Below are 26,163 nucleotides of genomic sequence, written 5' to 3' on the forward strand. Positions count from 1 at the left end.
TATCGAATCCTCTTTTTTAAATTATTTTGCTACGACAACCATTGCGGGACGTAATACCCGGTCTTTTAATCTATATCCTTCTTGTAGGACCTGAACGACCGTATCCGCTTTATGATCATCACCAGCATCAACTGTTTGAATCGCTTGATGATACTTGGGATCAAAATCTGCTCCCTCGGCATCGATCTTTTCGACTCCGTTATCAAGTAGGGCTTTGTCAAGATGATCAGATACCATCTGAACACCCTGCTTTAATTGCTGACCACTTTCGTCTGAAACTTCAACACTTAATGCACGTTGCAAGTTATCGACAATAGGTAAAATATCATGAGCCAGTTGTTGACCATCATACTTAATCATATCAGCTTGTTCTTTTTTAGCGCGATTTTGAATATTTTTGATTTCAGCTTCTGCACGTAAATATTTATTTTCCATTTCATCTAATTGAGCCTTTAATTTCTCAATTTGATCAGTCTCCGGAGAACTCTCTGGTTCAGAAGTTTGATTATCAGTTGACTGATTGGAATCTTCATTTACAGCATCGTTGTTTTCAACTGGTTCATCAGCTGAATCATGCTTTTCTTCTGACAAAAAATCGCCTCCTTTGAATTATTCATGATCTTCATCATCATAGTAACCAAGAATTTTGCGGGTCATTTCTTCCCTGAGGGCACCCACAATCCCGATTACTTTGGCGTATGGCATTCTGGTAGGGCCAATTACGGCAATTACCCCGCGACCATATTCTTTCAGATCATACGTTCCAGTAATTAAACTATAGTTTCTCAACAAATCATTTCGCAATTCGTTGCCAATCCTAACTTCAACATCGCTAGATTCAGGATGAACTAATTGAGCGACCCCGTCTCCTGTATCTAAGAGATTATATAAAGGTTTCAAATAGTCAATGTCCTGACGGTCAGCAAATCTAAGCAGATTCAATCGACCACCTATGTGCACGCGATCTTTACCAACTTCATTGAGCATATCATCAAAGATATTCAAGAAGCCCTCTGGCGTTTGAACGTACTTAGCAATTAAAGCAGGAATCTCAAACTGAAGCTTGTTGACCACCTCGTTCAGTGGTTTGCCAACTAACTCCTTGTTAATAATATTAACAATCGTTTGCAATTGCTCTGGGGTAACGTCGTGCAACCTAACTACTTTATCCACCACGTGACCATTATCGATAACGATGATCGCCATTACTTGGCGGTCATCCAACCGAACCAGTCTGAATCCAGATAGCTTAATTGTCCTGTCTTGTTCAGGATTAAAGGAAACTGCCATGTAGCTAGTTAAATCTGATAATACCTTAGCAGACTCTTGGATTATCTCATCAATTCGGTTAAAGTCCCCATTAAATGAGCTCTTAATGAAATCTTCAGAGCTATCATCTAGTGGATCAGGTTGAACTAAATTATCAACATAGTAGCGATACCCTTCCATTGAAGGGATTCGACCAGAAGAAAAGTGGGTTTTAGTAATCAAACCTTTTTCCTCTAAAGTCGCCATTTCATTTCGGATGGTTGCGGAACTAACACTTGTCGGAAATTCATCAGACAGGAGTTTAGACCCCACAGGCATCCCATTCTTCGTGTAATCACGAATAATAATTTGCAAAATTTCTTTTTGCCTATCAGTTAACAATTTGAAATCACCTCTTTTTAGCACTCATAACCATCGAGTGCTAAGGCACATATATAATCTATCAAACCCACTACTATTAGTCAAGACATCTAGCGAATTTTTTAGCAAACAATTCTAATGAGTGCTAATTATTTCTGGATGACGCTTTAAATAGTCACGAGTGTATAACTCATCTTCATATAACTGTTTAGTCAATTGTTCTGTGGTTGCGAATTTTACTTCACCACGAATATAATCTAGCCAATCAACAGTGATTGTTTCTCCATAAATATTTTGATTAAAATCCAAAATATTTATTTCAATGGTCATTGGTAATTTATCTGAGAAAGTAACGTTGTGTCCTACCGATGCCATCGCAATATGTTGTTGATCACCAACTTGTACTCGAACAACATAAATTCCCACGTTTGGTAACCACTGCAGTTCAGAATGCTCAACATTAGCCGTCGGATAACCTAATAGCCTACCCACTTCTCGACCATGAACCACATATCCCTGAGATCTAAACGGACGACCTAGTAAATGAGTGGTCAAATTAACGTCGCAATCATCTAAGGCTTTACGAATTCTAGTTGAACTAACTTTCTCACCCTCAAATTCAATTGGATCAGCAGTAACAACATTGAATTTACCATCGCTGTAATCAGGAAGGTGTTTCATATCAGCTGTGTCTGTTCCGCCATACGTGTGGTCAAATCCGGCGACAACTGTAATTGCATTAAACCGCTTAATAAAATTATCAACGAATTCTTGTTCAGATTGAGCTTGAAAAGCATAAGTGTAATTGGTGTAGTAAACCCGATCAACACCCAAAGATTCAAAAATTCTCATCTTTTCTTCGTACATAGTTAAGTACCGCTTTTCGTGATCATTCAATTGTTTGTAAACAATCGCTGGGTGATGATCATACGTTAAAACGGCGAGTTTGGCACCTGATTTTTCAGCAATCTGTTTAGCTTTATTGATTACATCTTGATGACCCAAATGAACACCATCAAAGAATCCCATTGCTAATACGATTTTTTCTTTACTGCCAACATTATCAGCTAGAGGATAATGTAACTTAACAATTTCCAATTTCTTTCACCTTCAATTAATTTAAGAACATTTTATAAGGGCGATACTGCCTTTTGTTTTCATCAAATTGATAGAGCGCCTTCACTTGATTCTGATATTTTAGCTTAACTACCTGAGCGCTTGAATTCACTTCATCAATATCTAAGAACACGCCGTTAGAAACAAGCTGAAAAAGCTTATCAGACAAATCAACACTTGGGTATTGTGAAAGTGAATCATCAAGAGAAACTAAGTATTGGTCGATTTCTCCCGCTTCCATGGCCTCGGCCACTTCTGATAATTTCACACACTGGTCGATTGTGAAACCAGCACTCTTAATTCTTGTCAGTGAAGACATAACTGCTGGTAATCCAAGAGATTTACCAAAATCAACAGCAAGAGTTCTGACATACGTTCCCTTAGAACATCCTACTTCAAAGTAAATGGTTTGCTGCCTTTGTTCTTCATCGTAGACAGATGGAGAAGTTTGCTTGAAGTAATCAATGTGAATCGTTCGTGCTGGACGTTCAATTTCAATTCCTTCACGAGCATATTCGTACAATTTACGGCCGTTGATTTTGACAGCTGAGAACATCGGTGGAATCTGTTCGATATCACCAACCATATTTTCTAATGCTTCATCGATTTGTTGATCTGTAAATGGACTATCAACAGGTTTTGAATCAATAATATTCCCATCTAAATCCTCAGTATCATATGCAACACCCAAAGTAATCGATCCACGGTACGCTTTACCAGACTGCATCAACAATTCTGAGATTTTGGTTGCTGGACCGACACAAATCGGCAAAACACCATCCACGTTTGGATCCAGAGTACCTGTATGGCCAATTTTCTTGGTATGCAAAATTTTTCTCAGTTGACTAATACAGTCAAAACTAGTCATATTTTTTTCTTTAAAAAGTGGTAATACACCATTCATCGATGACTCTCCTGTAAGGTTTTAATCCAATAAATTATAGCACACGCTATCTTATTGATATGTATCAAAAAGAGATTTGACCATTAAATCTGCCAAATCTCCAAATTGTTATTGTTTTGAATTAAGTTCATTGATCAAACGATCAATTTTATCACCATATCGAACAGAATCATCTTGTTCGAATGTAATTTCAGGTGTTTTAAAAATACTCAAACGAGCACCTAATTCTTTTCGGATAAGGCCAGTAGCCTTTTCCATACCAGTTTGTGTCTTCTCTTTATCAGAAGCTTTGTCTGATAAGATGCTGTAATAGATTTTTGCTTGTTGCAAATCTCCAGTTACATCAACTCCGGTAATCGTCACTCCTTGAACACGAGGATCTCGTACTCGCTTCAATAAAATATCAGTGACTTCTTTTTGGATTTCTTGTTCAAGTCGACCAACTCTGTATTGAGCCATGAATAATTCCTCCTTATTCTACAGGAACTTCTTTCATTTCGTAGGCTTCTACGACGTCGCCCACCTTGATGTCATTGTAATCTTGGATAGTAAGCCCAAGTTCGAATCCTTGCTTAACTTCTTTAACATCGTCCTTGAAACGCTTCAAACTGTTCAACTCGCCGTCATAAATAACAACACTATCACGGATAAGGCGAACTTTACTATCACGTTTGATGACGCCGTCAACAACCATTCCACCCGCAATTGTACCAACTTTAGAAGCTTTATAAGTTTCACGAACTTCTACCGAACCAGTAATTTCTTCTTTGTATGTTGGTTCCAACATACCCTTCATAGCTGATTCCACTTCGTCAATTGCGTTATAGATAACTTGGTGAAGACGAATATCAACATTGTCACTATCAGCTTGAGCCTTAGCTTGTGGTGTAGGACGAACATTAAATCCAATAACGATAGCGTTACTTGCTTCAGCCAATGCAATGTCACTTTCGTTGATTGCACCTACTGCGGCATGAATAATATTGACCTTTACGCCAGAAACATCAATCTTTTGCAAACTATTAGCCAATGCTTCAACAGAACCTTGAACATCTGCCTTGATCAAGACATCAACTTGTTTCATTTCACCCTCTTTAAGAGAATCAAACAAGTTATCCAAGGTAACGTGAGTCGTCTTACGACGTTCTTCAACTTGAGCTTCTTTAGCTCTAGCTTCACCAGCAGCTCTGGCAGTCTTTTCATCATCAAAGACAACGAAACGATCACCGGCTTCTGGAACATCATTCATACCGGTAATCTCAACTGGCATAGATGGTGTAACCTTCTTTAAATCACGACCACGTTCGTTGTTCATAGTTCTAACTCGTCCGAAGGTGTTACCAACAACGATTGGATCACCAACGTGTAAAGTTCCAGCTTGAACTAACAATGTGGCAACTGAACCACGACCCTGATCAAGTCGAGCTTCAATTACTGAACCAACGGCTGGTTGATCTGGGTTAGCTTTGAGTTCCAACATATCTGCTTGTAATACGATCATATCAAGCAATTCATCAATGTTTTTACCGAATTTAGCTGAAATGTTAACAAAGATGGTATCGCCACCCCAGTCTTCAGGAATCAATCCATATTCAGCTAATTGTTCGATAACGTGGTTTGGATTAGCATCTGGCTTATCAATTTTGTTAACAGCCACGATGATTGGAGTTCCAGCGGCTTTCGCATGGTTGATAGCTTCAATTGTTTGAGGCATAACACCATCATCAGCAGCAACTACCAACACAGTAATGTCAGTAATGTTTGCTCCACGAGCACGCATTTCAGTAAAGGCAGCATGTCCTGGAGTATCCAAGAACGTAATCACATTCTCACCATGTCTAACTTGATAGGCACCAATGGCTTGAGTAATTCCACCGGCTTCACCAGCAGTGATATGTGAATGTCTTAAATGATCTAGCAATGTAGTCTTACCGTGATCAACGTGTCCCATGATAGTAACAACTGGAGGACGGTTCTCTAAATGATCATCATTAGTCATTTCGCTTTCAAAAATCTTATCGATATCTGAAACGTCTTCTTGAACCTTTTCTTCAGCGCTAATACCATAATCAGCAGCCAAAATTTCAATTGTATCTTTATCAAGTGATTGGTTTTGGTTAACCATAACACCTAACATGAATAACTTCTTAACGATTTCGGCTGGCTCTCTATGCAATGCCTTACCTAAATCTTGAGCGTTCATACCGTCAAAGTACATCAAAGTTTCTGGTAATGGACGTTCCTTACGTTCAGGAGCGCCATGATGTTCAACTTCACGCATACGTTGGTTTTTTTGTTTCTTCTGCTTCTTTTGACGCTTCTTGTTTGCTTTACGAGAATTATTGTTACCTCGTGAAGGATTTAAACTACCGCCAAACCGTCCGCTACCGCTATTGTTGTTACTGCGGTGAGCGTTACTAGAACTTGTTTGGTTGTTGCTTGGTTTGCTTTGGGTAGTGTTAGATCTATTTTGAGTGCTGTTAGATCTGTTTGAATTATTGTTAGATCTGCTTTGACTACTATTTTGGTGATTTTGATTATTCGTCTTATTAGCTTGGCTTTGTGTTGAATGTTGAGTATTGCCATTGCTATGATTATTACTAGAATTCTGGCTATGGTTGTTATTCAAATTATTACTCCGATTGTTAACAGAATTACCACTACGACTAGTAGCCGAGTGATTGTTATTATTTTGTTGATGCGTTGAATTACTATTTGTTCGTGAACCATTATTAGAATGATTTGAACTAGTAGTTTTTGTCGGACGGTCAGTCGACTTATTGCTGGTAGCTTGACTTTTACTGCTGCTTGCGCCACCAAATGATTGTCTCAAATGTTGTTCTTGGTGGTCATCAACTGTCGACATATGATTTTTAATGTCGTAACCTGCTTCTGCAGCTTTGTCTAAAATCGCCTTACTGGAGACATTGAGTTCTTTAGCTAATTCATAAATTCGCTTTTTCCCCATATAATCACTCTCCCTTGCTTTGTTTAGTTAATTCGATCATTTTTTTTGCCATACCAGAATCACTAATACCGATTATACTGCGCTTAACACCAACAGCATTACTTAGTTCTTCGCTAGTGAGCAAAACGTTCGTCGGAACGTTATAAGTGGTGGATTTGTCAGTAAATTTTTTAAAAGTATCCTTACCGCTATCACTAGCAATAAATAAAAACTTCAAGTTATTCGCTCGGAGTTCCTTTAATAAAATTTCTTGACCCGAAACTGTTTTACGAGCTCGTTGAGCCAATCCAAGAAAATTGATAAGGGCTTGTTTATTGTCCATTTTCAAACAACTCTTTTCGAGCTTGTTTATGATCAATATAGGCAATCAAGTCATCATAAAATGAATCATCAATCTTCACTGAAAATGCTTTTTCGAAGACATGTTCACGCTTGGCCTGGTTAGCTCGGTCAACATCAATTGAGATGTAAGCTCCTCGACCAGACTTTTTACCAGTCTCATCGATAGAAACTGTTCCGTCAGCGTCGCGGACGATCCTGACCAATTCTTTTTTAGGCGCCATTTCACCAGATACGATATCTTTTCGCATTGGAATTTTTCTTTTTTTCATAAAAGTTCGCCTCCAAACAAAAATTATTCTTCGTTAGTTGAATTAGTATCGGTTTCATTAACGTCTTCATCATCGTTATCAACATCATCAAAGTCATTATCTGATGCGCTCATTTCTGCAGCAGCTTCTGATTCAGATTTAATATCGATTTTGAAACCTGTTAACTTAGCAGCTAATCTGGCATTTTGACCACGTTTCCCAATTGCCAATGATAATTGATAATCAGGAACGATTACAGTACATGCACGATCATTATCTGGATCGAAGATGACATCGACTACTTCAGCAGGATTCAATGCGTTCGCAATATATCTTGCATCATCATCATCCCATTCAACGATATCCATATTTTCACCATTTAATTCATTAACGATTGTTTGTACACGTTGACCTTTAGGACCAACTGCAGTTCCGACTGGATCAATGTCAGGATTGTTCGTTCTAACTGAAACCTTAGCACGGTCACCAGCTTCACGAGCGATTGAAACAATTTCTACTGTTCCATCGTAAATTTCAGGAACTTCTTGTTCAAATAATCGCTTAAGCATTCCTGGTTCTGTACGACTAACAAATACTTGTGGACCCTTAGTAGCATTTTCCACTTTGGATACATAAACTTTGATTCTTGACTGTGGACGATATACCTCATTAGGCATTTGATCACGAATACCCATTACAGCTTCAACTTTATCTAGACTTACGTAAACAAATCTAGTATCTTGTCGTTCAACTGTACCAGTAACTAATTCGTCTTCATACTTACTATATTCATTGAACACAATTTCGCGTTCGGCTTCTCGAACACGTTGCATAATAACTTGTTTTGCCGTTTGAGCAGCGATTCGACCAAAGTTTTGAGGAGTAACCTCAAACTTGATTTCGTCACCTAATTCATATCCACGATTAATAGCTACAGCATCTTCAAGTGAAACTTGAAGTTGAGGGTCATTAACCTCTTCTACCACAGTCTTAACTGCATAAACGTGCATGTTTCCCTTTTTTTGGTCAAATTCAACTTCTACGTTTTGAGCTTGACCATAGTTACGTTTATAAGCTGAAACTAAAGCTGCTTCTAAAGCTTCAATCACAACTTCTTTTTTGATACCCTTTTCTTCTTCAAGAGAAGACAGTGCACCCAAAAGTTCACTACTCATTATTTTACTCTCCTTTTAAAATTTGATTGCTAATCTTGACTTGGCAATTAATTCTCGAGGTACATTTATTACAGTTTTCTTAGGGTCATCTAGTTGTAAGTCGATTGAATCTTCATCGACCTTCAACAAGGTTCCCTCATAAGCCTTTTGATTATCTAACTTTTTAAATAAAGAAACGTGGATATATTGATCAACAGCTTCTTTAAGTTCTTTATCGTTTCTTAGCGGACGTTCAGCACCTGGAGATGAGACTTCTAAGAAGTAAGCCTCTGGAATTGGATCTTCCGGTAAAGCATCGATTTTTTCGCTTAATTCATCAGAAACCAATACACAGTCATCAATTGTTACTCCACCTGGTTTATCAATATAAACTCGTAGATAATAACTTTTATTTTCCTTCACAAATTCAACATCAAATAAGTAAAAAGAATGTGACTCCAAAATCGGCTCAACAATTTCTTTTACTGTCTCAACAACGTTGCTCAAATATTCTCCTCCTAAAAAATCCAATAAAAAGAGCGAGCATTTCTGCTCACTCCTTTTCCAAGTTATTTAGTAACACAAATGATATCACAAATCACCTAGTTTAGCAAATCGTTACATCATGTCAAACAGACTAAGTTGGTTTTCATCAGGCAAACCATTTAGAATGTTATTTTCTGTCATAAATTCAATTAAAGTCTTTGAAACCTTTCCTCGCTTGGCGAGATCTTCTTTTGAAATGAAAGGACGGTCTTCACGCGCAGCAACAATTTGCTTAGCTACGTTTAATCCAAGTCCAGGAACTGAATCAAATGGTGCAATCAATGTCTTACCATCAATTAACCACTCTGATGCGTCTGACTTGTCCAAATCAACCATCTTAAACTCATAACCTCGTTCAAGCATCTCGTTGGCCAACTCTAAGACAGTCAATAGGTTCTTTTCCTTGGTAGAAGCTTCCATACCCTTGTCGGTAATTTCTTTCATGGCATTTTTGACAGCGTCTTTACCGCGTGACATTGACACAATATCAAAGTCATCGGCACGAACTGAAAAGTAGGCTGCGTAATATACCAATGGGAAATACACCTTAAAGTAGGCAATTCGCAATGCCATCAAGATATAAGCCGCCGCATGGGCACGAGGGAACATATACTTGATTTTCAAACATGATTGAATGTACCAATCTGGCACGTTAGCTTCCTTCATAGCCGCCTGCCACTCGTCAGGAATCCCTCGACCCTTTCGGACATGTTCCATAATTTGGAAAGCCATTTCTGAATCTAATCCCCAGTGAATCAAATCGGTCATGATATTATCACGACAACCAATCACATTAGCAATTGTGGCTGTACCATTTTTGATCAGTTCATCAGCGTTACCGATCCACACATCAGTACCGTGTGACAGTCCAGAAATTTGTAGTAGCTCAGAATAATTACTTGGGTGAGTTTCTTCAAGCATCCCTCGCACAAATCGCGTCCCAAATTCTGGTACTCCAAGCGTTCCAGTCTTTGAATTAATCTGTTCTTCGGTGACACCTAAAATCTCTGGACTTGAGAATAACGACATAACTCCCGGATCATCCATTGGAATTGATTTAGGCTCGATCCCTGATAAATCTTGCAGCATTCTGATCATCGTAGGATCATCATGTCCCAAAATATCAATTTTTAAGATGTTGTCATGAATTGAATGGAAATCAAAATGCGTTGTCTTCCAAGCAGCCGTGCGATCATCAGCTGGATACTGAATTGGAGTAAAGTCATAAATATCCATGTAATCAGGAACAACGATAATTCCAGCTGGATGTTGTCCTGTAGTTCGCTTGACTCCTGTAGCACCCTTAGATAAACGATCTTCTTCAGTTCCTCTGAATACCTTGCCGGTATCTCGCTCATATGCCTTTACATAGCCATATGCGGTCTTGTCAGCAACTGTACCAATAGTTCCGGCTCGGAATACATTTTTCTCACCAAACAGCACCTTGGTATAGTTATGTGCGATTGGTTGATAATCACCAGAGAAGTTCAAATCAATATCCGGAACCTTATTACCAGTAAATCCTAAGAATGTTTCAAAAGGAATGTCATGACCGTCACCGATCATTTCAGTTCCGCATTCAGGACATTTCTTCTCAGGTAAATCATATCCTGAACTATATTCACCCTTAGTATAGAACTCAGAATGTTGACAGTTCGGGCAACGATAATGTGGTGGTAAAGGATTAACTTCAGTAATTCCAGTTAAAGTCGCAACCAAACTAGAACCAACGGATCCACGAGAACCTACCAAATATCCATCCTTGTTACTCTTATGAACCAGACGTTGAGCAATCAAATAAATAACTGAGAAACCATTCCCAATGATACTTTTTAATTCCTTTTTTAATCGCTCATCGACGATTTCAGGCAACGGATTTCCATACATTGCATGGGCAGTATCCATTGTCTTATTCTGAATTTCATCTTCAGCGCCCTCCATTCGAGGCGTATATAATTTATCCTTCAATGGATGAACTTCTTCAATACTATCAGCGATGGCATTAGTATTTGTCACAACAATTTTTTTGGCGAGATCTTCGTCTAAGAATGAAAATTCTGACAACATTTCATCGGTACTCAAGAAATGCTGATCAGGTAGCGTTTGCCTGTTAAGTGGATTAGCACCACCTTGAGAATTGATTAAAATCTTTCGATAAATATAGTCATGGTCATCTAGATAATGAACATCACCGGTAGCTACGACAGGTTTATCTAATTCTTGACCTAAATCAATAATATTTTGAATGATCTCATGCAATTTTGATTCATCCGAAACTAATCCGGAATCAATTAATGGTTGATAGACCCTAGGTGGTTGCACCTCAAGATAATCGTAAAATTTAGCTTTCTCACGCGCCTGTTCCACACCTTTTTGCATCATAGAAGTGAAAACTTCTCCACTTGAACAAGCTGAACCAACAAGAATTCCTTCACGATACTTTTCCAGCTGCTTTCGTGGCACTCTTGGAACCCGATAGAAATAATCAACATTAGAAAGTGAAACAATTTTGAACATATTTTTAAGTCCGTCTTGAGTTCGAGCAAGCAGAGTGGCATGACTTGGTCTGGCGTGTTTGTACGCGTCATTATCAGTCATATGATCATTTAGTTGATCATGATACTTAATGTCATAGTTGCTCTCAGCATCTTTTAAGAAAATATAATTCAAATGACCCGTAGTTTCAGCATCATAGATAGCCCGGTGATGATGTTCTAGTGAAACATCAAAACGCTTAGCCAACGTATTTAAACGGTATCCCTTCAAATGTGGATATAAGAATCTGGCTAATGTTAACGTATCGATAATTGGATTAGAAATTTCTGACATACCATGGCGCTTATAACCCGTGTTCATAAAGCCAACATCAAAAGTTACGTTATGCCCGACAATAATTGAGTCACCACAAAATTCTCTGAATAATTTAAATACTTCTTCTTCAGATTTAGATCCCCGAACCATCTCATCAGTAATTGACGTTAAATTAGTCGTTTGTTCAGACAATGGAAAACCCGGGTCGATAAATTCTTCAAATTGATCAACAACATTTGAATTTTCCATACGGACAGCTGATAATTCGATTACTCGATCATAAATTGCGGAAAGTCCCGTGGTTTCCACATCAAAAATGACGTAAGTAGCGTCCTTTAAAGGTACATGAGCGTCATTATAAGTAATCGGTTCACCTTCATCGACTAAATTGACTTCAACTCCGTACAGCATTTTTAAATCGTTTTTTTCACCAGCATGAAAAGCATCAGGAAATCCCTGAACGCCAGCATGATCTGTGATTGCTAGAGCAGAGTGCCCCCACTTTTTAGCACGTTTGGCGAAATCGGCAATATTATTAGTGGCATCCATTTGACTCATCGAAGTGTGTAAATGAAGTTCAACCCGCTTTTCATCAGCAGGTGCCAAGTCTTGTTTAATTGGATGACTAACTGGATTAATATCATTTGCCATTAAAGTTAATTCATGAGAATAGTTATCCTCTTGAACGCTACCTCGGACTTTAACCCAATTTCCTTCTTCAACCCCATCGAAAGCACCCTTTTCATTTTTACCTGAAAACTTTTTAATGGAAATTGAAGACGAATAGTCAGTAACTTTTAACATCAGAAGTTCTCGGCCAGATCTAAGTGCACGAATTTCTTTTGAAAAAACGTAACCCTCGACTACAACGGAACGTTCTTCTTCAACAATTTCATCCATTCTTGTTGTGGGAACATCGCCATTAATTTTCTTACCAATTGAACTTGAACCATTACCAGAATTATTTTTCTTAGGTTTTGATTCGTTTAACTTCATGGCCTCATTAGCTTTTTTTACTAATTCAGCGCCATTAGCTTCATTTCGCTTACGCAATGCTTCGATATTTTTTTGAGATGCAGTTTCGTCAACAATTGTGTGAATCGTAAAGTTAGGGAATCCTGCTCGCCGATATAAATCTTCAATTGGCCCAAGGGCAGTATTGGCCATGAAATTTTTCACAATTTCATTTTCAGCCACAAATTGAACTCGATCATCCTGAAGGTCTGGTAAATGATTATCACATAATTCCTTCAATAATGGTGAAGTAACACCAGAATTTCTCACGACCCATTCCCAATAATCTCTTAGCAAGTTTTCGTCAAACGTTTGATTATTAGGTCTGATAATGAAAGAAACATTAGCAATGTTGTTAAACGCAGCTTGCAATCTGTCGTTGAACTGATCGTACACTTCAAATGGCAATATGGCGTTAGTAGTGATATTAAACTGCCATTTACGGCTTTTTTCGTGAACTTCCAGCTTATCTAATCGGGCATTATCAAAGATTGGATCATCCTTCATCTCAAACCACTTTAATTGTTCAAGAAGCTTTTGAAACATCTCATTCTGATTAAGCGCCAAACTTATTCCTCCTCACTAACCAGAAAAAACTGGGAAATCCCAGTTTTTTTATAAACCATAAAATTAATCTTCTAAATTATCAAGTAAAATCTTAACCATTCCACTAAGTTCTTCAACTTTAGCTTCAAGTGTTTCACCATTTTTTCTAATCTTAATTTCTACGATACCATCTTCTGCTTTTTTACCAACCGTAACCCGAACTGGAATTCCTAATAAATCAGAATCAGCAAACTTAACTCCTGCTCGTTCCTTACGATCATCAACTAAAACGTCTAATCCACTTTCAGTTAATTCAGATTCAATTTTATCGGCTAATTCTCTTTGAACATCATTTTTGATGTTCACTGGAATAACGTGAACCATGAATGGTGCCACTGACTTAGGCCATACTAGACCATTTTCATCACCATATTGTTCAGCAATTGCTGATAACAATCGACTGATACCAATTCCATATGATCCCATAATAATTGGAGTTGCACGACCATTTTCATCAAGAACGGTTGCGCCGAGACTATCTGAATATCTAGTTCCTAACTTAAAGATATGACCGATTTCAATTCCACGAGTGAACTTAAGAGTACCTTCACCATCGGGAGAAACTTCGCCTTCCTTAACAAAGACAAAATCATCAACATCGTCTGAATTAATATCACGATCAAAATTAGCGTTTAAGTAATGGAAACCATCTTCATTTGCGCCAACAACAATGTTGCGCATACCCTTGATCCGTTGGTCAACTAATACCTTGATATTTTCATCAAGATCAACTGGTCCAAGAGAACCAAAACCTGCGCCAATTAATTGTTTGGCTTGGTCATCGGTAGCTGGTTCTAGAAAATCGGCTTTCAAATAGTTCTTAACCTTAACATCGTTAACTTCATAGTCGCCAGGAACAACAACTAGTACAGGTTCATCATCAGCAATAAAGAGCATTGATTTACCAATTTGTTCCGGTTTAACATCAAGAAAATCACTGACTTCTTCAATCGTCTTAGCATCTGGGGTAGCAACTTTTTTCAAGTCGGCGATTTCAGCATGAGAAGTACGATCAGCAATCTTAGCTTTAGCCATTTCAAGGTTGGCAGAGTAATCACTATCAGTCGAGTAAGCAATGGTGTCTTCACCAATACTTGCTAATGCAGAAAATTCTTTTGAATCTGATCCACCCATGGCACCACCATCACCAATGATGACCCGATAATTTAAACCAATACGGTCAAAAATGTTAATGTAGGCTTTCTCCATTGCTCGATATGCTTTATCTAAGTCTTCTTCATTAGCTGAGAATGAATAAGCATCCTTCATAATGAATTCTCTACTACGTAACAAACCATAACGAGGACGATCCTCATCACGATATTTAGCCTGAATTTGATAAAGCATGAATGGCAATTGTTTATAAGATTTAACGGCATCACGAACCAACTGTGTAAATGTCTCTTCATGTGTTGGTCCTAAAATGAAGTCAGTATCATGACGATTTTTAAACTTAAATAGTTCAGGACCATATGTTTCATATCTTCCTGATTCACGCCATAAATCTGCTGGAAGAACTCCTGGGACAAGCATTTCTAAAGCTTCTGCTTTTTCCATTTCTTCACGGACAATCTGTTCAATATTAGAAATCACTCGATATGCCATTGGTAAATAAGCGTACATCCCTGCAGACACTTGACGAATATATCCAGCTCTCAGTAACATTTGGTGACTTAACGCTTCTGCACCACTAGGGGTTTCCTTTAAAGTTGGAATCAAAACCTTTGATTGTTTCATCTTATCTTTTCTCCTTCAGACATTAATGCAAGAAATATCTGGAAATGTCGTTCCAAGTTACCAAAACCATCAAGACCACTAAGAAGACAAATCCAATTAACGTAAGAACCGTTTCAGTTCTTTCAGAAACTGGTTTACGTCTAATTGCTTCGATAATGTTAAGTAGTAACTTTCCTCCGTCCAATCCTGGAATCGGAATTAAGTTAATAATCGCTAAGTTTAATGATAAGAACGCTAAGAAGTACATTACTCCCGCAATTCCACCACGAGTTGCTTGTGAGGTCGTAGCGAAAATAGCCACTGGTCCTCCAAGATCATTAAGACTGAAATGACCGGTAATCATTGACCAAAGCGCTGATAAAAGTCGTGCACTCAAGTTATATGTTTGAGTGAATCCACCTAGTATTTTTGCTTTAAAACTGGTATCTAAATGTTCAGTAATACCAATTACGCCAACTTTTTTATCACCTGACTTCACTGTCTTAGGTGTCAAAGAGACCTTCTTAGTTTTCTGACCACTTTGAACCTCAAGATTAACTTTTTTACCAGCCTTATTTTGAATATTAGTTGCTAAATCATTCCAGTTAGGTGTATCAACACCATTAACTGAAAGAATTTTATCACCATTTTTGATACCAGCATCACGAGCCACGGAATCGGTTGGTGCTACATTAACCCGATTAGAATTATTCGCAACACCACCCTGCATGAATGACAAAATTGTGAATACCAAGATGGTTAAAATAAAGTTATTAAAAACTCCAGCAACATTAGTAATCATTCTATGAGGTAATGAAGCAGACTGAAATTGAACGTCCACAGGCGCGATTTGTACTTCTGTACCATCTGACTCCACAATTGTGGCATCATGAGCAACCGCGTAACGCTTTAACTCTGACTCATCCCCATTTTCATATCCTTCCAAGAACAAGTCCTTTTCAAGATCTGTTTTAACAACGGTCACTGGAATTCCCTGGAAAAGAGAATTTTTATTACTTGTATTGATTGAAGTTACTAAGTTGTCATCGTTAACCTTCAAAGACACAGGTGTGCCGGGTTTAATCTCCTCATCGTCATCAGCATCACCGGCCATGCGGACATAACCGCCTAAAGGTAATAGCCGTAATGTGAATGTGGTGTGGTTTCGAATAAAGTAAAACAGCTTGGGACCCATACCAACAGAAAATTCACGCACTAAGATCCCTGATTTTTTGGCGGCATAGTAATGACCAAATTCATGAGAAATAACAATAATCCCAAAAACTATAATAAATGCAATGATAGTTGTTATCAAAGATGGTAGCCTCCATTTTTATATGATTCCGACCAGATGCAAAATAGGTAATACCAATAGTAAACTATCAAATCTATCTAGAATTCCACCGTGGCCAGGTAAGATTTTTCCTGAATCCTTTACATCATAATACCGTTTCAGTGCAGATTCAATTAGATCTCCAAATTGGCCTGTAACCGATAATAAAGCAGTTACGATAATGATTGTGACAATGCTCATGGAGTTGATTGGATAAAAAATTAGGAAAATGGTACATAAAATAACAGCACTTAATGAACCTAATACAGAACCTTCCCATGTCTTGTTTGGACTAATATGAGGTGCCAATTTATGCCTTCCAAACGCTCTGCCAAAAAGATAAGCACCGCTATCAGTAACCCATACTATAAACAAAGCATACAGTACCGTAGTTAATGATAAATCTCTAGCAAGGGTAAAGTAATGGAAACCTAACCCGACATAAATCATACCTAAGGTAAGCACTCCAACGTCATCGAAAGTAAATTTGTTTCTTGAAAACACTGTCAATAATAGTAACAGCAAAACAAAAATATAAAACAAAAACATTCGATCAATATAGCTTGGAAGGATACTCAACCATGCGTTAGGAATTATCATCACACTAACTCCTAGATAACTGATGATTGACTCAAAAGAAATCAGTAACTTCTTCTTCATAACTAAAATTTCAGACATCGCAATGATTCCAAGTACGAGGGCGGCCAAATCGGTCCAAATTCCACCCAAAATAAGTATTGGAATAAAAATAATTAATGCGACTACTGCTGTAATAACTCTTTGTCTCAAATCAATGCACTCCTATTCGGTATCAAGGCCACCAAAACGACGATGTCTTCCTTGATATTCAATGATTTCATCTCTTAGTGTATTGGCATCAAAATCTGGCCAATACGTATCGACGAACTCTAACTCACTATACGCTATTTGCCATAATAAGAAATTAGATATTCGCTCTTCACCGCTCGTCCGAATCAACAGATCAGGATCAGCATATTTACCAAGCGATGCAGACATTAAATGATCGCTAATGATATCTTCATCAATATCATCAACATCTAAACTACCGTCCTTAACCAGCCTGGCGACTTGTTTGACCGCATCCACTATCTCGATGCGGCTACCATAATTAAGAGCAAAATTAAGGATCATTCCCGTACAATCAGCTGTTTGCTTAACTGCATCGTTGACCGCTTTTTGTGTGGCCTTGGGTAATTGATCAATAATTCCCATCACTTGAACTTTAACATTATTTTTTATTAAATCAGGAACGAAGTCACTAAAGAAAGTTACTGGTAATTTCATCAAAAAATTGACTTCTTTATCCGGACGTTTCCAATTTTCTGTCGAAAAAGCATATAAAGTCAACACTTTGACGCCGAGATCACTTGCGGCGATGGCTACCTTTTTAACGGTTTGCATTCCTTCTTTATGACCGGCAATTCTTGGAAGATGTCTTTTTTGAGCCCATCGTCCATTACCATCCATAATGATAGCAACATGTTCAGGAACGTTGTCCTTATCGATTTCTACAATTGAATCCTGCTTATTATCTTTAACCATAATTTCACCTTTAAAACTCAACAAAAATAAAGGATGAGTCCTGCTCATCCTAAATAGTCGTTATTCTTCATTTGGGGTCTCTTCAGGACCATCAACCATTCGCCATTCTCCTCGACCAGCATCGGCTAACGTATTGAAGTATTTCAACAAGTTGTTAGCATCTTCAGGGCTAACTCCGCCTAAGACGTTCAATCCCTTTCCAGTGGTCATTGGTTCTGACAAATCAGTAATTTCATTATCATTTTCGATAGTAGCAGTTGAAAATGCCATTACCCAATCATCTTCTACTAACTTAGAAACGATAAAGAACAAGTTAAAGTCTTCTTGGACGTATGCAGGCATTGCAAACAATCCATCTTGAACTTGTTGTAATTCATTACCGTTATAATTCAAAGTTGTAATTTCTTCAGGAGTAATTTCCATGTTTAGTTTAAACAACATGTGTTCAAATTCTTCGGTACCAGGAACAACTTCTACTTGATTATCATCAGCCATATTAATTTCTCCTATCCGCTTACTACTTCTTTTTCCTTTTCAGCAACCTTTTGATCAACCACTTTGATTGCATCATCAGTAACCTTTTGGGCTTGTTCTTCAAATTTATGGAACTCATCATCAGTTATTTCGTCAGCCTTATGACTCTTCTTCAATGCATCCATAGCTTCGCGACGAACGTTTCTGATGGCAACCTTACCTTGTTCACCAGTAGCTTTAACTTGCTTAGCAATCTCTTGACGACGTTCTTCAGTCAAAGCTGGAACTGCTAATCTGATTGCATTACCATCATTTGTTGGACTAATACCTAAATCAGCTTCGTAAATTCCTTTTTCAATGTTTTCAAGGGCTGATTTATCAAATGGGGTAATCAAAATTACTCGTGCTTCAGGAATGGAAATTGAAGCTACTTGATTTAATGGTGTTTGGGCTCCATAGTAATCAACCATAACTCTGTTTAATAAGCTTGCATTGGCCCGACCCGCTCTAATTCCGCCTAAATCACGGTCTAGTGCTTCGTGAGCTTTTTGCATCTTAGTCTTAGCTTCATTAATTATTGTTTTAGCATCTTCCATAAACTATTTCTCCTTCACTGTTGTACCGATATTTTCACCGGTAACTACTTTACGAATATTACCTGGTTCGTTCAAATTAAACACTACCAATGGGATATGGTTATCCATGGACAACGAACTAGCTGTTGAATCCATGACCTTTAATCCCTTACTGATAATATCCATGTATGTTAAAGTATCAAACTTAACGGCATCTTCGTTAGTCCGAGGATCGTCAGAATAAATTCCATCAACACCATTTTTAGCCATTAAAATGGCATTTGCATCAATTTCTGCAGCACGTAAAGCAGCTGTCGTATCAGTAGAGAAATAAGGGTTACCTGTACCACCTGCGAAAATTACTACACGTCCCTTTTCGAGATGACGGACAGCCTTTCGACGGATGTATGGTTCCGCAATTTGTCTCATTTCAATTGATGTTTGTACTCGAGTAGGCACCCCTAATGATTCGAGGTTATCTTGTAATGCTAGACCGTTCATAACTGTTCCCAGCATACCGATGTAGTCAGCTTGGGCACGTTCCATACCCATAGCGGCTCCTGACTCGCCACGCCACATGTTACCACCACCAACAACAATTCCGATCTGGATTCCCAAATCATAGATGTTTTTGATTTCAGCTGCCACGTCCTTAATAACGGGTGGATTTATTCCTTGTCCTGCATCACCTGCTAAAGCCTCACCACTTAGCTTCAACACGATTCTGTTATATTTTATATCAGACATCAAAGTGCCTCCTATTGTTAATCGTTACATATAATTTTAGCATAATCTGAAGGATAACAACAACACATCTGCTAATTTCAGAAATTCTTAGTTTAGATGATCATTATTATCAAAAAAATATATATTTATGTAAAAAAAAAGTGCCCAAGGGCACTTTTTCTTACTTCAATTGTGAACGAACTTCATCTTCGAAGCTTTGTTGAGTTTGTTCGATTCCTTCACCAACTTCGTAACGAACGAACTTACGAATAGTACCATTCTTTGAGGCAACAAACTTGCCAACAGTTTGGTCTGGGTCTTTAACGAACTCTTGATCTTCAAGTGAAATTTCTGATAAGAACTTGTGTAAACGTCCTTCAACCATCTTTTCAACGATCTTTTCAGGCTTACCTTCATTAAGTGCTTCTTCAGTAAGAACCTTCTTTTCTTCAGCAAGGCGGTCAGCAGGAACTTCATCCTTGTTTAGGTATTCAGGGTTGATTGCAGCAACGTGCATTGCAACATCCTTAGCAGTTTCTTCATCTGCACCTTCAACAAGAGTTAAAGCAGCGATAGCACCACCATTATGAAGGTATGCACCAAATGATTCGTTATCATTCTTTTCAACAACTTCAAAACGTCTCAAAGTAACTTTTTCACCTGTAACTTGAGTAGTTTCAACGATATCATCTTTAACAGTACCCTTTTCAGTCTTGATGTTTAAAGCATCTTCAACAGTTGCTGGTTTTTCGATAGCAATTGCATCACTAACTTTGTTTACAAGATCCTTGAATGGATCACTAGTAGCAACGAAGTCAGTTTCTGAGTTGATTTCAACAATTGCAGCAGTGTTTTCATGGATAGCAATATTTGCTAAACCGTTAGCAGCAACACGGCCACTCTTCTTTTCGGCTTTAGCAACACCTTTTTCACGTAAAACTTCGATAGCCTTGTCAAAGTCACCTTCAGTTTCAACAAGCGCCTTTTTGGCGTCCATCATACCAACACCAGTTTTTTCACGTAATTCTTTTACTTGAGATGCAGAAATTTTTGCCATTTGATTGGCCTCCCTTTTCAAATAAAAACTGACCCTACACTAGGCCATATTGGTCTGAAAGCGATAGAGTCAGCCTAAGTGCTTAATTATTTATTATTTACCTTCAACTTCGTTAGCGATTGATTCGATTGAATCGTCGCTCTTAGCGTCATCGCCAAAAGTTTCTTCGTTAACGTCATCTTCGCCTTGGTTACCTTCGATGATAGCATCAGCCATCTTAGCAGTAATCAAACGAACGGCACGAATTGCATCATCGTTAGATGGGATAATAACATCGATATCATCTGGATCAGTGTTAGTATCAACCATAGCAACGATAGGAATGTTCAATTTTTGAGCTTCCTTGACAGCAATTTGTTCCTTACGAGGATCAACGATGAACATAACATCTGGAATTCTTGGCATATCTTCGATACCACCAAGGAATCTTTCAAGCTTGTCTTGTTGTTTCATTAACAATGAAACTTCCTTCTTAGGAAGACGTTCGAAAGTTCCGTCAGTTGCCATCTTCTTTAATTCTTTTAATCTACGAACACGAGTTTGAATAGTGTTCCAGTTAGTCAAAGTACCACCAAGCCAACGATTGTTAACAAAGTATTGACCTGCACGAGTAGCTTCTTCAGCAATTGCATCTTGTGCTTGTTTCTTAGTACCAACAAACAATACAACGGCACCCTTTGATGCTTCATCCTTAACAAAGTTGTAAGCAGTGTCGATAAGCTTAACAGTCTTTTGTAAGTCGATGATGTAAATACCATTACGTTCAGTAAAGATATATTCCTTCATCTTTGGGTTCCAACGACGAGTTTGGTGACCGAAGTGAACTCCGGCTTCCAATAATTGTTTCATAGAAATAACAGCCATGATATAGCCTCCATAAATTAGTTTTTTCCTCCTCAAAGATCAATTGACCTAGCCACCAAAATGGCACTAACCTAGTTCATCACTTCGAGTGTGTATTTAAAATACCTAGAAAATTATATCTAACATCAGCGATTAAAGCAACCTTTATTTGCCTATTTAATCAATAAATCCATTAAAATTTTTAAATTTTGATGAATCATGTTACAATATTGTTTCGAAACAAGGAGGCAACATATAAATGATAAAAGCCATCGTTTTTGACGTTGATGACACTCTTTATAATCAAGAGCCCAGTTTTAACGCAGCTTTTCGCTCCGTTTTCAACGCCGATATCGATAACGAATTGTTAAAGCAGCTTTACATGAACTATCAAAAACAATTCTATCTTGTGCAAGCAAAAGCTTGTCAAGATCAATTGGATCTAACAGATAGTGAAGCTAACTTTCACAGTTTACACCATACTTTCAAGAAATTCGACATCAATGGACTAACAAAAGAAACTGCAGATCAATTTGAAGAAGAATTCTTTAATAATCGTGAGAATATTCAATTAGCTGACGGTTTATCAACCATCTTCAATCAGCTATCAACCAAGTTTAAGTTGGGAATCATCACTAACGGAACTAATAAAGATCAGTTATCAAAAATCATGAAGTTAAAACTTCAGCATTGGATAAGTCGTGATCAGATCATTACTTCAGAAGATGCTCACGCCGCCAAACCCGATCCATTAATTTTTACCATGATGAATCGTAAGTTTGATCTTCGTGGTAGCGAGATGCTATATGTTGGTAGCTCATTTGATGAAGACATAGTACCCGCGAAAAAAGCCGGTTGGCAGACAGTGTGGTATAACCCTTTCAATGGAACGATCAGTGATTCAAGTGCCATTCCAGATCAAACTGTATCAAATATTGAAGAACTAAAAGAACTCCTAACTGAATTAGCAGCTGAAAGAACGGAAAAAGAGCCTGAGATTTAATCTCAAGCTCTTTTTTTGTTAATTATAATTCAACTAATTTGTCGGATTTACCAGACTCAATCAGTGATTTATTGGCATCCATGGCAAAGTAAACCATATTTCTAACAGCCCGCTTAGTGTAAAACGAAATATGTGGTGTCACCAAAACATTTTCACGTTTCATTAGATTCTTTAAACGTTCATCAGGAATGTTTTCAAAACTACCAAAGTCGGTATTGAATATTCCAACTTCATTTTCATAAACATCAATTGCCGCACCGGCAACCTTCTTTGAATCTAAAGCCCGAATCAATGCATCAGTATCAATTAAAGAACCTCTCGCAGGATTTAACACATATACTCCATCCTTCATTTTATTAAAGGTTTCATCATTGAGCATGTGTTCATTGTCCTTAGTGGCAGGTGCGTGTAACGAAATGACATCGGACTTACTAAAAAGTTCATCTAAGGTATCAACGTACATTCCCTTTTTCTCTAATTCAGGACTATGGAACACATCATATGCTATGACCTTAGCGCCAAATCCTTCATAAATTTTGATCACGGCTTTACCAATTCTTCCGGTTGCCACTACCCCAACTGTCATCTGATTTAGTTCATCAGCGATATCAGGTGCCCAAGTCAAATCTCCATTAGCTTGTTTTCGATCAAAAGTATTAGTTCTTCTCAACAAACGCATTAATTGCGTAATAGTTAATTCTGCAATCGCTTCAGGTGAATATGCTGGAACATTGGTAACTTTAATACCATTTCTCTTAGCAGCCTCAGCATCAATATTATCGACTCCGACGTTTCTAAGTGAAAGAAATTTGATACCGAATTCACCTAGTTTATCCAAAACAGATGCTGTGTATGGCTTTTGTTGATAAACCACCGCTCCATCTGCTCCATTTGCCAACTCAACTGTTGAATCATCCAATAATTTATCAGTTGAGACTACCTCAACATCAGGGTTTTCATCGCTCCATTTATCAAGATATGGTTTTTCATCATCTCGAATGCCATATGCAATAATCTTCACAAGATCTACCTCCTTAAGTAGTTAAGATAAGTATAACATTGAAAGCGAATTCAGCATTAGCTATGATTACGAATATAGCTGATTTTTTTCTGCCGATTCATTTTTTTGAAATGATATTCAGCACTCATTGCATCATGTTTGGTGGAAAATTCTTCTGAGTACAAAATTTTAATTGGTTTATGTGCCTTGGTATACTTGGCACCCTTGCCCGACTGATGGACTTCAAACCTGCGAATGACGTCATCAGTATAGCCAGTATAAAGAGTGTCGTCTTCGCAGAGTAATACATACATGTAGAATTTTTTATCGTTTTCCATAGAGCATCATCTCGATTGATTCAGAATAATGATCACCGTCGTGGACAATGACATCATCCAAAATTTTTACGCCGTTGTAGTGACCATCTTTAATTCCCGAAACTAATACCATATTAGCTAACTTTCCTTTGCTAGGTCGAACAAATTGCAATGATTTGGGCTCAATCCGGTGTTCTCGCATTGTAACTAAAATATCTGTTAATCTGTCTGGCCGATGCACCATAAAGAATTTTCCATTCATTTTCAATAAAGCACCAGCTGCTTGAACCACCTGTGACAGATTAGTGGTAATTTCATGCCTCGCAATTGCTAAGTATTCATTGGGATTCTTTTCTGAAGTTTCGTAATTTAAAAAATAAGGTGGATTGACTGTCACTACATCAACGGAGTCTTTCTTAACATAATTAGTCGTATTTTGAAGGTCATCATTAATAACAGTGATTTGGTCTTCCAAATTATTTAGTTTAACACTCCTAGATGCCATGTCAGCCAATCTATCCTGTATTTCAACCTCGTATATTTTTGCATTAGTACGTTCACTAATGAAAAGTCCAACCGCACCATTGCCAGCACAAAGATCAACAATTTTTTTAGTTTTATTTCTGGAAACAGCTGCGAATTCAGCCAGCAAGACGGCATCTAGTGAAAAAGAAAACACCTTGCTACTTTGAATGATGGAGATATTTTTACTATATAATTGATCAATTCTTTCATCATCTTTTAAGTAAGAGTTCATAATATAAAATCCTTTATATGTTATTGTTTATTAGGTTGACCAAGACATGTTGCCAAAACAAATCATTTTACGTAAAATAAGGCTATCGAATAGCAAGAAAGAAGGAAAACAGTTTGTTTTATTCATTTGCTCGCGTGGTAGTTAAAATTATCCTGTTTATAATTAACGGTAATGGTCACTACCTTAACAAAAATCGACTACCTAAGGGTAATTATATATTAGTTGGACCTCATCGAACTTGGTTTGATCCAATTTATTATGCAGTGGCAGCTAGCCCCCAAAAATTTAGTTTTATGGCAAAAAAAGAACTATTTAAAAATCCGATTTTAAGATACATCTTGGTCCATTCAAATGCCTTTCCAGTTAACAGAGAAAATCCTGGACCATCAGCTATCAAGCAGCCTGTTAGAATCTTAAGAAAACAAGATTTATCATTGATCTTATTTCCTTCAGGTACACGGCATTCAAGTGATTTAAAGGGTGGTGCCGCTTTGATTGCCCAATTGGCAAATGTACCTTTAGTTCCCACAGTGTATCAAGGTCCCTTAACTTTCAAACACTTACTTTCTAGAAAAAAAGTGATTGTTTCGTTTGGTGATCCCATCTACGTTGATAGAAAAACTAAGTTAGATGATAATGCACAAAAAGAAATCGAACAACAATTGCAAGAAGCATTTGATAAGCTTGATGAAGAAGTTAATCCAGATTTTAAGTACATTGATGAATCTAAAAAATAAAAAAGCGGGATGAGCAATTACTCATCCCGTTTTTTTATTTTTTAGAATTTTGAGACTTCATCGAATTCATCATTTGGTGAAGTTTCTTTTGGGATGGTTTTTGTCCCATTTGAAGCATCATTTGTCGTAATTGATCTTCACTGAATGGTGGGTTTTCTTTTAAATATCTCTCCATGTATCTACGAGAAATAAAAAATCCGCCAAACAATCCAGCAATTAACGCAATGATTACAATTAAAACCCACAGCCAAGTTGCCAAAGTTTCGGCCTCCTTATTTACGTATCATCAATAATCTTACACAAAAATCGTGCAAATATAAAGATAATTTGGAAGAAAAACGAATTTAATCTTTAAGCTAATCGTCTCGCAGACCTTTTTTACGTTGAATCTTTTTGACTTTATCTGGTGTAACTTCTTTACCATTGTCATCAAAGACCTTCATCATTTCAATTTGTGACCTGAAGTTCTCTTTAAATCTAGCAACGTATTTCTTTCTTAAATCGGCCTGTTCCAACTTCTCAATTTCAGTTAATCCTTCCTCTTTAGCTTTTTTAGCTAATTCATTAATTCTAGGAACGATTTTTTTTAAAACTTCATCGCCAATTTCTTCAACAGCGTGTTTTTTATTTTCTTCTTTAGTCAATTAAATTCCTCCAATAATTAAAAATGGCTCAACATAATACGAACGTGTGTTTGAAAGCCATAGTGGTTTATGTTACGATT

Annotated in this window: 27 protein-coding genes; 2 read left to right on the forward strand and 25 right to left on the reverse strand. The window is 37.5% G+C overall.

What is annotated here, in order from left to right; all coding sequences use genetic code 11:
• Positions 1-21 precede the first annotated feature (21 nt).
• From grpE to rpsB, 20 genes are all read right to left on the reverse strand, one after another.
• Positions 22-591 carry a nucleotide exchange factor GrpE gene (gene grpE / locus O0236_RS05775; protein ID WP_268913156.1) on the reverse strand — a complete coding sequence of 190 codons (570 nt, stop codon included), beginning with the start codon at positions 589-591 and terminating at the stop codon, positions 22-24.
• Between the two features lie 18 nt (positions 592-609).
• Positions 610-1,650 (reverse strand): heat-inducible transcriptional repressor HrcA, encoded by a 1,041-nt coding sequence (hrcA, locus tag O0236_RS05780; protein WP_268913157.1) that lies wholly within the window; start codon positions 1,648-1,650, stop codon positions 610-612.
• Between the two features lie 114 nt (positions 1,651-1,764).
• A complete protein-coding gene (ribF, locus tag O0236_RS05785; protein ID WP_268913158.1) occupies positions 1,765-2,727 on the reverse strand; it encodes a riboflavin biosynthesis protein RibF in 963 nt (320 codons plus the stop codon).
• Positions 2,728-2,743: 16 nt separating this feature from the next.
• Positions 2,744-3,649: a tRNA pseudouridine(55) synthase TruB gene (truB, locus tag O0236_RS05790; protein WP_268913159.1), complete on the reverse strand. Its 906-nt coding sequence runs from the start codon at positions 3,647-3,649 to the stop codon at positions 2,744-2,746.
• A gap of 108 nt (positions 3,650-3,757) precedes the next feature.
• On the reverse strand, positions 3,758-4,108 hold the full coding sequence (gene rbfA / locus O0236_RS05795; RefSeq protein WP_268913160.1) for a 30S ribosome-binding factor RbfA: 351 nt from the start codon (positions 4,106-4,108) through the stop codon (positions 3,758-3,760).
• 13 nt (positions 4,109-4,121) lie between these two features.
• Positions 4,122-6,617, reverse strand: coding sequence for a translation initiation factor IF-2 (infB, locus tag O0236_RS05800; RefSeq protein WP_268913161.1), 2,496 nt, complete (start codon positions 6,615-6,617; stop codon positions 4,122-4,124).
• 4 nt (positions 6,618-6,621) lie between these two features.
• Positions 6,622-6,939 carry a L7Ae/L30e/S12e/Gadd45 family ribosomal protein gene (locus O0236_RS05805; protein WP_268913162.1) on the reverse strand — a complete coding sequence of 106 codons (318 nt, stop codon included), beginning with the start codon at positions 6,937-6,939 and terminating at the stop codon, positions 6,622-6,624.
• On the reverse strand, positions 6,929-7,228 hold the full coding sequence (gene rnpM / locus O0236_RS05810; RefSeq protein WP_268913163.1) for an RNase P modulator RnpM: 300 nt from the start codon (positions 7,226-7,228) through the stop codon (positions 6,929-6,931). Before rnpM ends, O0236_RS05805 begins: the two co-directional genes overlap by 11 nt.
• A gap of 23 nt (positions 7,229-7,251) precedes the next feature.
• Positions 7,252-8,382: a transcription termination factor NusA gene (gene nusA, locus O0236_RS05815; protein WP_268913164.1), complete on the reverse strand. Its 1,131-nt coding sequence runs from the start codon at positions 8,380-8,382 to the stop codon at positions 7,252-7,254.
• 15 nt (positions 8,383-8,397) lie between these two features.
• Complete coding sequence (rimP, locus tag O0236_RS05820) at positions 8,398-8,868, reverse strand: ribosome maturation factor RimP (RefSeq protein ID WP_268913165.1); 471 nt, start codon at positions 8,866-8,868, stop codon at positions 8,398-8,400.
• Between the two features lie 111 nt (positions 8,869-8,979).
• Positions 8,980-13,278: a PolC-type DNA polymerase III gene (locus tag O0236_RS05825; RefSeq protein WP_372791793.1), complete on the reverse strand. Its 4,299-nt coding sequence runs from the start codon at positions 13,276-13,278 to the stop codon at positions 8,980-8,982.
• Between the two features lie 84 nt (positions 13,279-13,362).
• On the reverse strand, positions 13,363-15,075 hold the full coding sequence (locus tag O0236_RS05830; protein ID WP_268913167.1) for a proline--tRNA ligase: 1,713 nt from the start codon (positions 15,073-15,075) through the stop codon (positions 13,363-13,365).
• Between the two features lie 22 nt (positions 15,076-15,097).
• Positions 15,098-16,369 carry an RIP metalloprotease RseP gene (gene rseP / locus O0236_RS05835; RefSeq protein WP_268913168.1) on the reverse strand — a complete coding sequence of 424 codons (1,272 nt, stop codon included), beginning with the start codon at positions 16,367-16,369 and terminating at the stop codon, positions 15,098-15,100.
• 18 nt (positions 16,370-16,387) lie between these two features.
• Positions 16,388-17,176 carry a phosphatidate cytidylyltransferase gene (locus tag O0236_RS05840; protein ID WP_268913169.1) on the reverse strand — a complete coding sequence of 263 codons (789 nt, stop codon included), beginning with the start codon at positions 17,174-17,176 and terminating at the stop codon, positions 16,388-16,390.
• A 12-nt stretch (positions 17,177-17,188) separates the two neighbouring features.
• Positions 17,189-17,950 carry an isoprenyl transferase gene (locus tag O0236_RS05845; protein WP_268913170.1) on the reverse strand — a complete coding sequence of 254 codons (762 nt, stop codon included), beginning with the start codon at positions 17,948-17,950 and terminating at the stop codon, positions 17,189-17,191.
• Between the two features lie 60 nt (positions 17,951-18,010).
• On the reverse strand, positions 18,011-18,445 hold the full coding sequence (locus tag O0236_RS05850; RefSeq protein WP_268913171.1) for a hypothetical protein: 435 nt from the start codon (positions 18,443-18,445) through the stop codon (positions 18,011-18,013).
• 11 nt (positions 18,446-18,456) lie between these two features.
• A complete protein-coding gene (gene frr / locus O0236_RS05855; protein WP_268913172.1) occupies positions 18,457-19,020 on the reverse strand; it encodes a ribosome recycling factor in 564 nt (187 codons plus the stop codon).
• A 3-nt stretch (positions 19,021-19,023) separates the two neighbouring features.
• Positions 19,024-19,746, reverse strand: coding sequence for a UMP kinase (gene pyrH, locus O0236_RS05860; RefSeq protein ID WP_268913173.1), 723 nt, complete (start codon positions 19,744-19,746; stop codon positions 19,024-19,026).
• A 160-nt stretch (positions 19,747-19,906) separates the two neighbouring features.
• Positions 19,907-20,782 (reverse strand): translation elongation factor Ts, encoded by an 876-nt coding sequence (tsf, locus tag O0236_RS05865; RefSeq protein ID WP_268913174.1) that lies wholly within the window; start codon positions 20,780-20,782, stop codon positions 19,907-19,909.
• 93 nt (positions 20,783-20,875) lie between these two features.
• Positions 20,876-21,646: a 30S ribosomal protein S2 gene (gene rpsB / locus O0236_RS05870; protein WP_268913175.1), complete on the reverse strand. Its 771-nt coding sequence runs from the start codon at positions 21,644-21,646 to the stop codon at positions 20,876-20,878.
• Positions 21,647-21,884: 238 nt separating this feature from the next.
• On the opposite strand from rpsB, the gene O0236_RS05875 reads away from it, so the two are divergent.
• Positions 21,885-22,628 (forward strand): HAD family hydrolase, encoded by a 744-nt coding sequence (locus tag O0236_RS05875; protein WP_268913176.1) that lies wholly within the window; start codon positions 21,885-21,887, stop codon positions 22,626-22,628.
• A gap of 22 nt (positions 22,629-22,650) precedes the next feature.
• Here the strand turns inward: O0236_RS05875 and O0236_RS05880 are convergent, their stop codons facing one another.
• Genes O0236_RS05880 through O0236_RS05890 form a run of 3 tightly spaced genes read right to left on the reverse strand, consistent with a single transcriptional unit; the run spans position 22,651 to position 24,702 of the window.
• Positions 22,651-23,649, reverse strand: a complete 999-nt coding sequence (locus tag O0236_RS05880; protein ID WP_268913177.1) for a D-2-hydroxyacid dehydrogenase — start codon at positions 23,647-23,649, stop codon at positions 22,651-22,653.
• Positions 23,650-23,705: 56 nt separating this feature from the next.
• Positions 23,706-23,966: a GIY-YIG nuclease family protein gene (locus O0236_RS05885; RefSeq protein ID WP_268913178.1), complete on the reverse strand. Its 261-nt coding sequence runs from the start codon at positions 23,964-23,966 to the stop codon at positions 23,706-23,708.
• A complete protein-coding gene (locus O0236_RS05890; protein ID WP_268913179.1) occupies positions 23,953-24,702 on the reverse strand; it encodes a tRNA1(Val) (adenine(37)-N6)-methyltransferase in 750 nt (249 codons plus the stop codon). Before O0236_RS05890 ends, O0236_RS05885 begins: the two co-directional genes overlap by 14 nt.
• 113 nt (positions 24,703-24,815) lie before the next feature.
• Between O0236_RS05890 and O0236_RS05895 the strand changes: the two genes are divergently transcribed.
• On the forward strand, positions 24,816-25,439 hold the full coding sequence (locus O0236_RS05895; protein ID WP_268913180.1) for a lysophospholipid acyltransferase family protein: 624 nt from the start codon (positions 24,816-24,818) through the stop codon (positions 25,437-25,439).
• Between the two features lie 34 nt (positions 25,440-25,473).
• Here the strand turns inward: O0236_RS05895 and O0236_RS05900 are convergent, their stop codons facing one another.
• Positions 25,474-25,698, reverse strand: a complete 225-nt coding sequence (locus O0236_RS05900; RefSeq protein WP_268913181.1) for a YneF family protein — start codon at positions 25,696-25,698, stop codon at positions 25,474-25,476.
• Between the two features lie 97 nt (positions 25,699-25,795).
• On the reverse strand, positions 25,796-26,044 hold the full coding sequence (locus O0236_RS05905) for a DUF896 domain-containing protein (RefSeq protein WP_268913311.1): 249 nt from the start codon (positions 26,042-26,044) through the stop codon (positions 25,796-25,798).
• Positions 26,045-26,163: the final 119 nt, after the last annotated feature.

Origin of the sequence: Lentilactobacillus sp. SPB1-3 (assembly GCF_026913205.2) — a bacterium.
In the GTDB taxonomy this organism is placed as follows: Bacteria; Bacillota; Bacilli; order Lactobacillales; family Lactobacillaceae; genus Lentilactobacillus; species Lentilactobacillus terminaliae.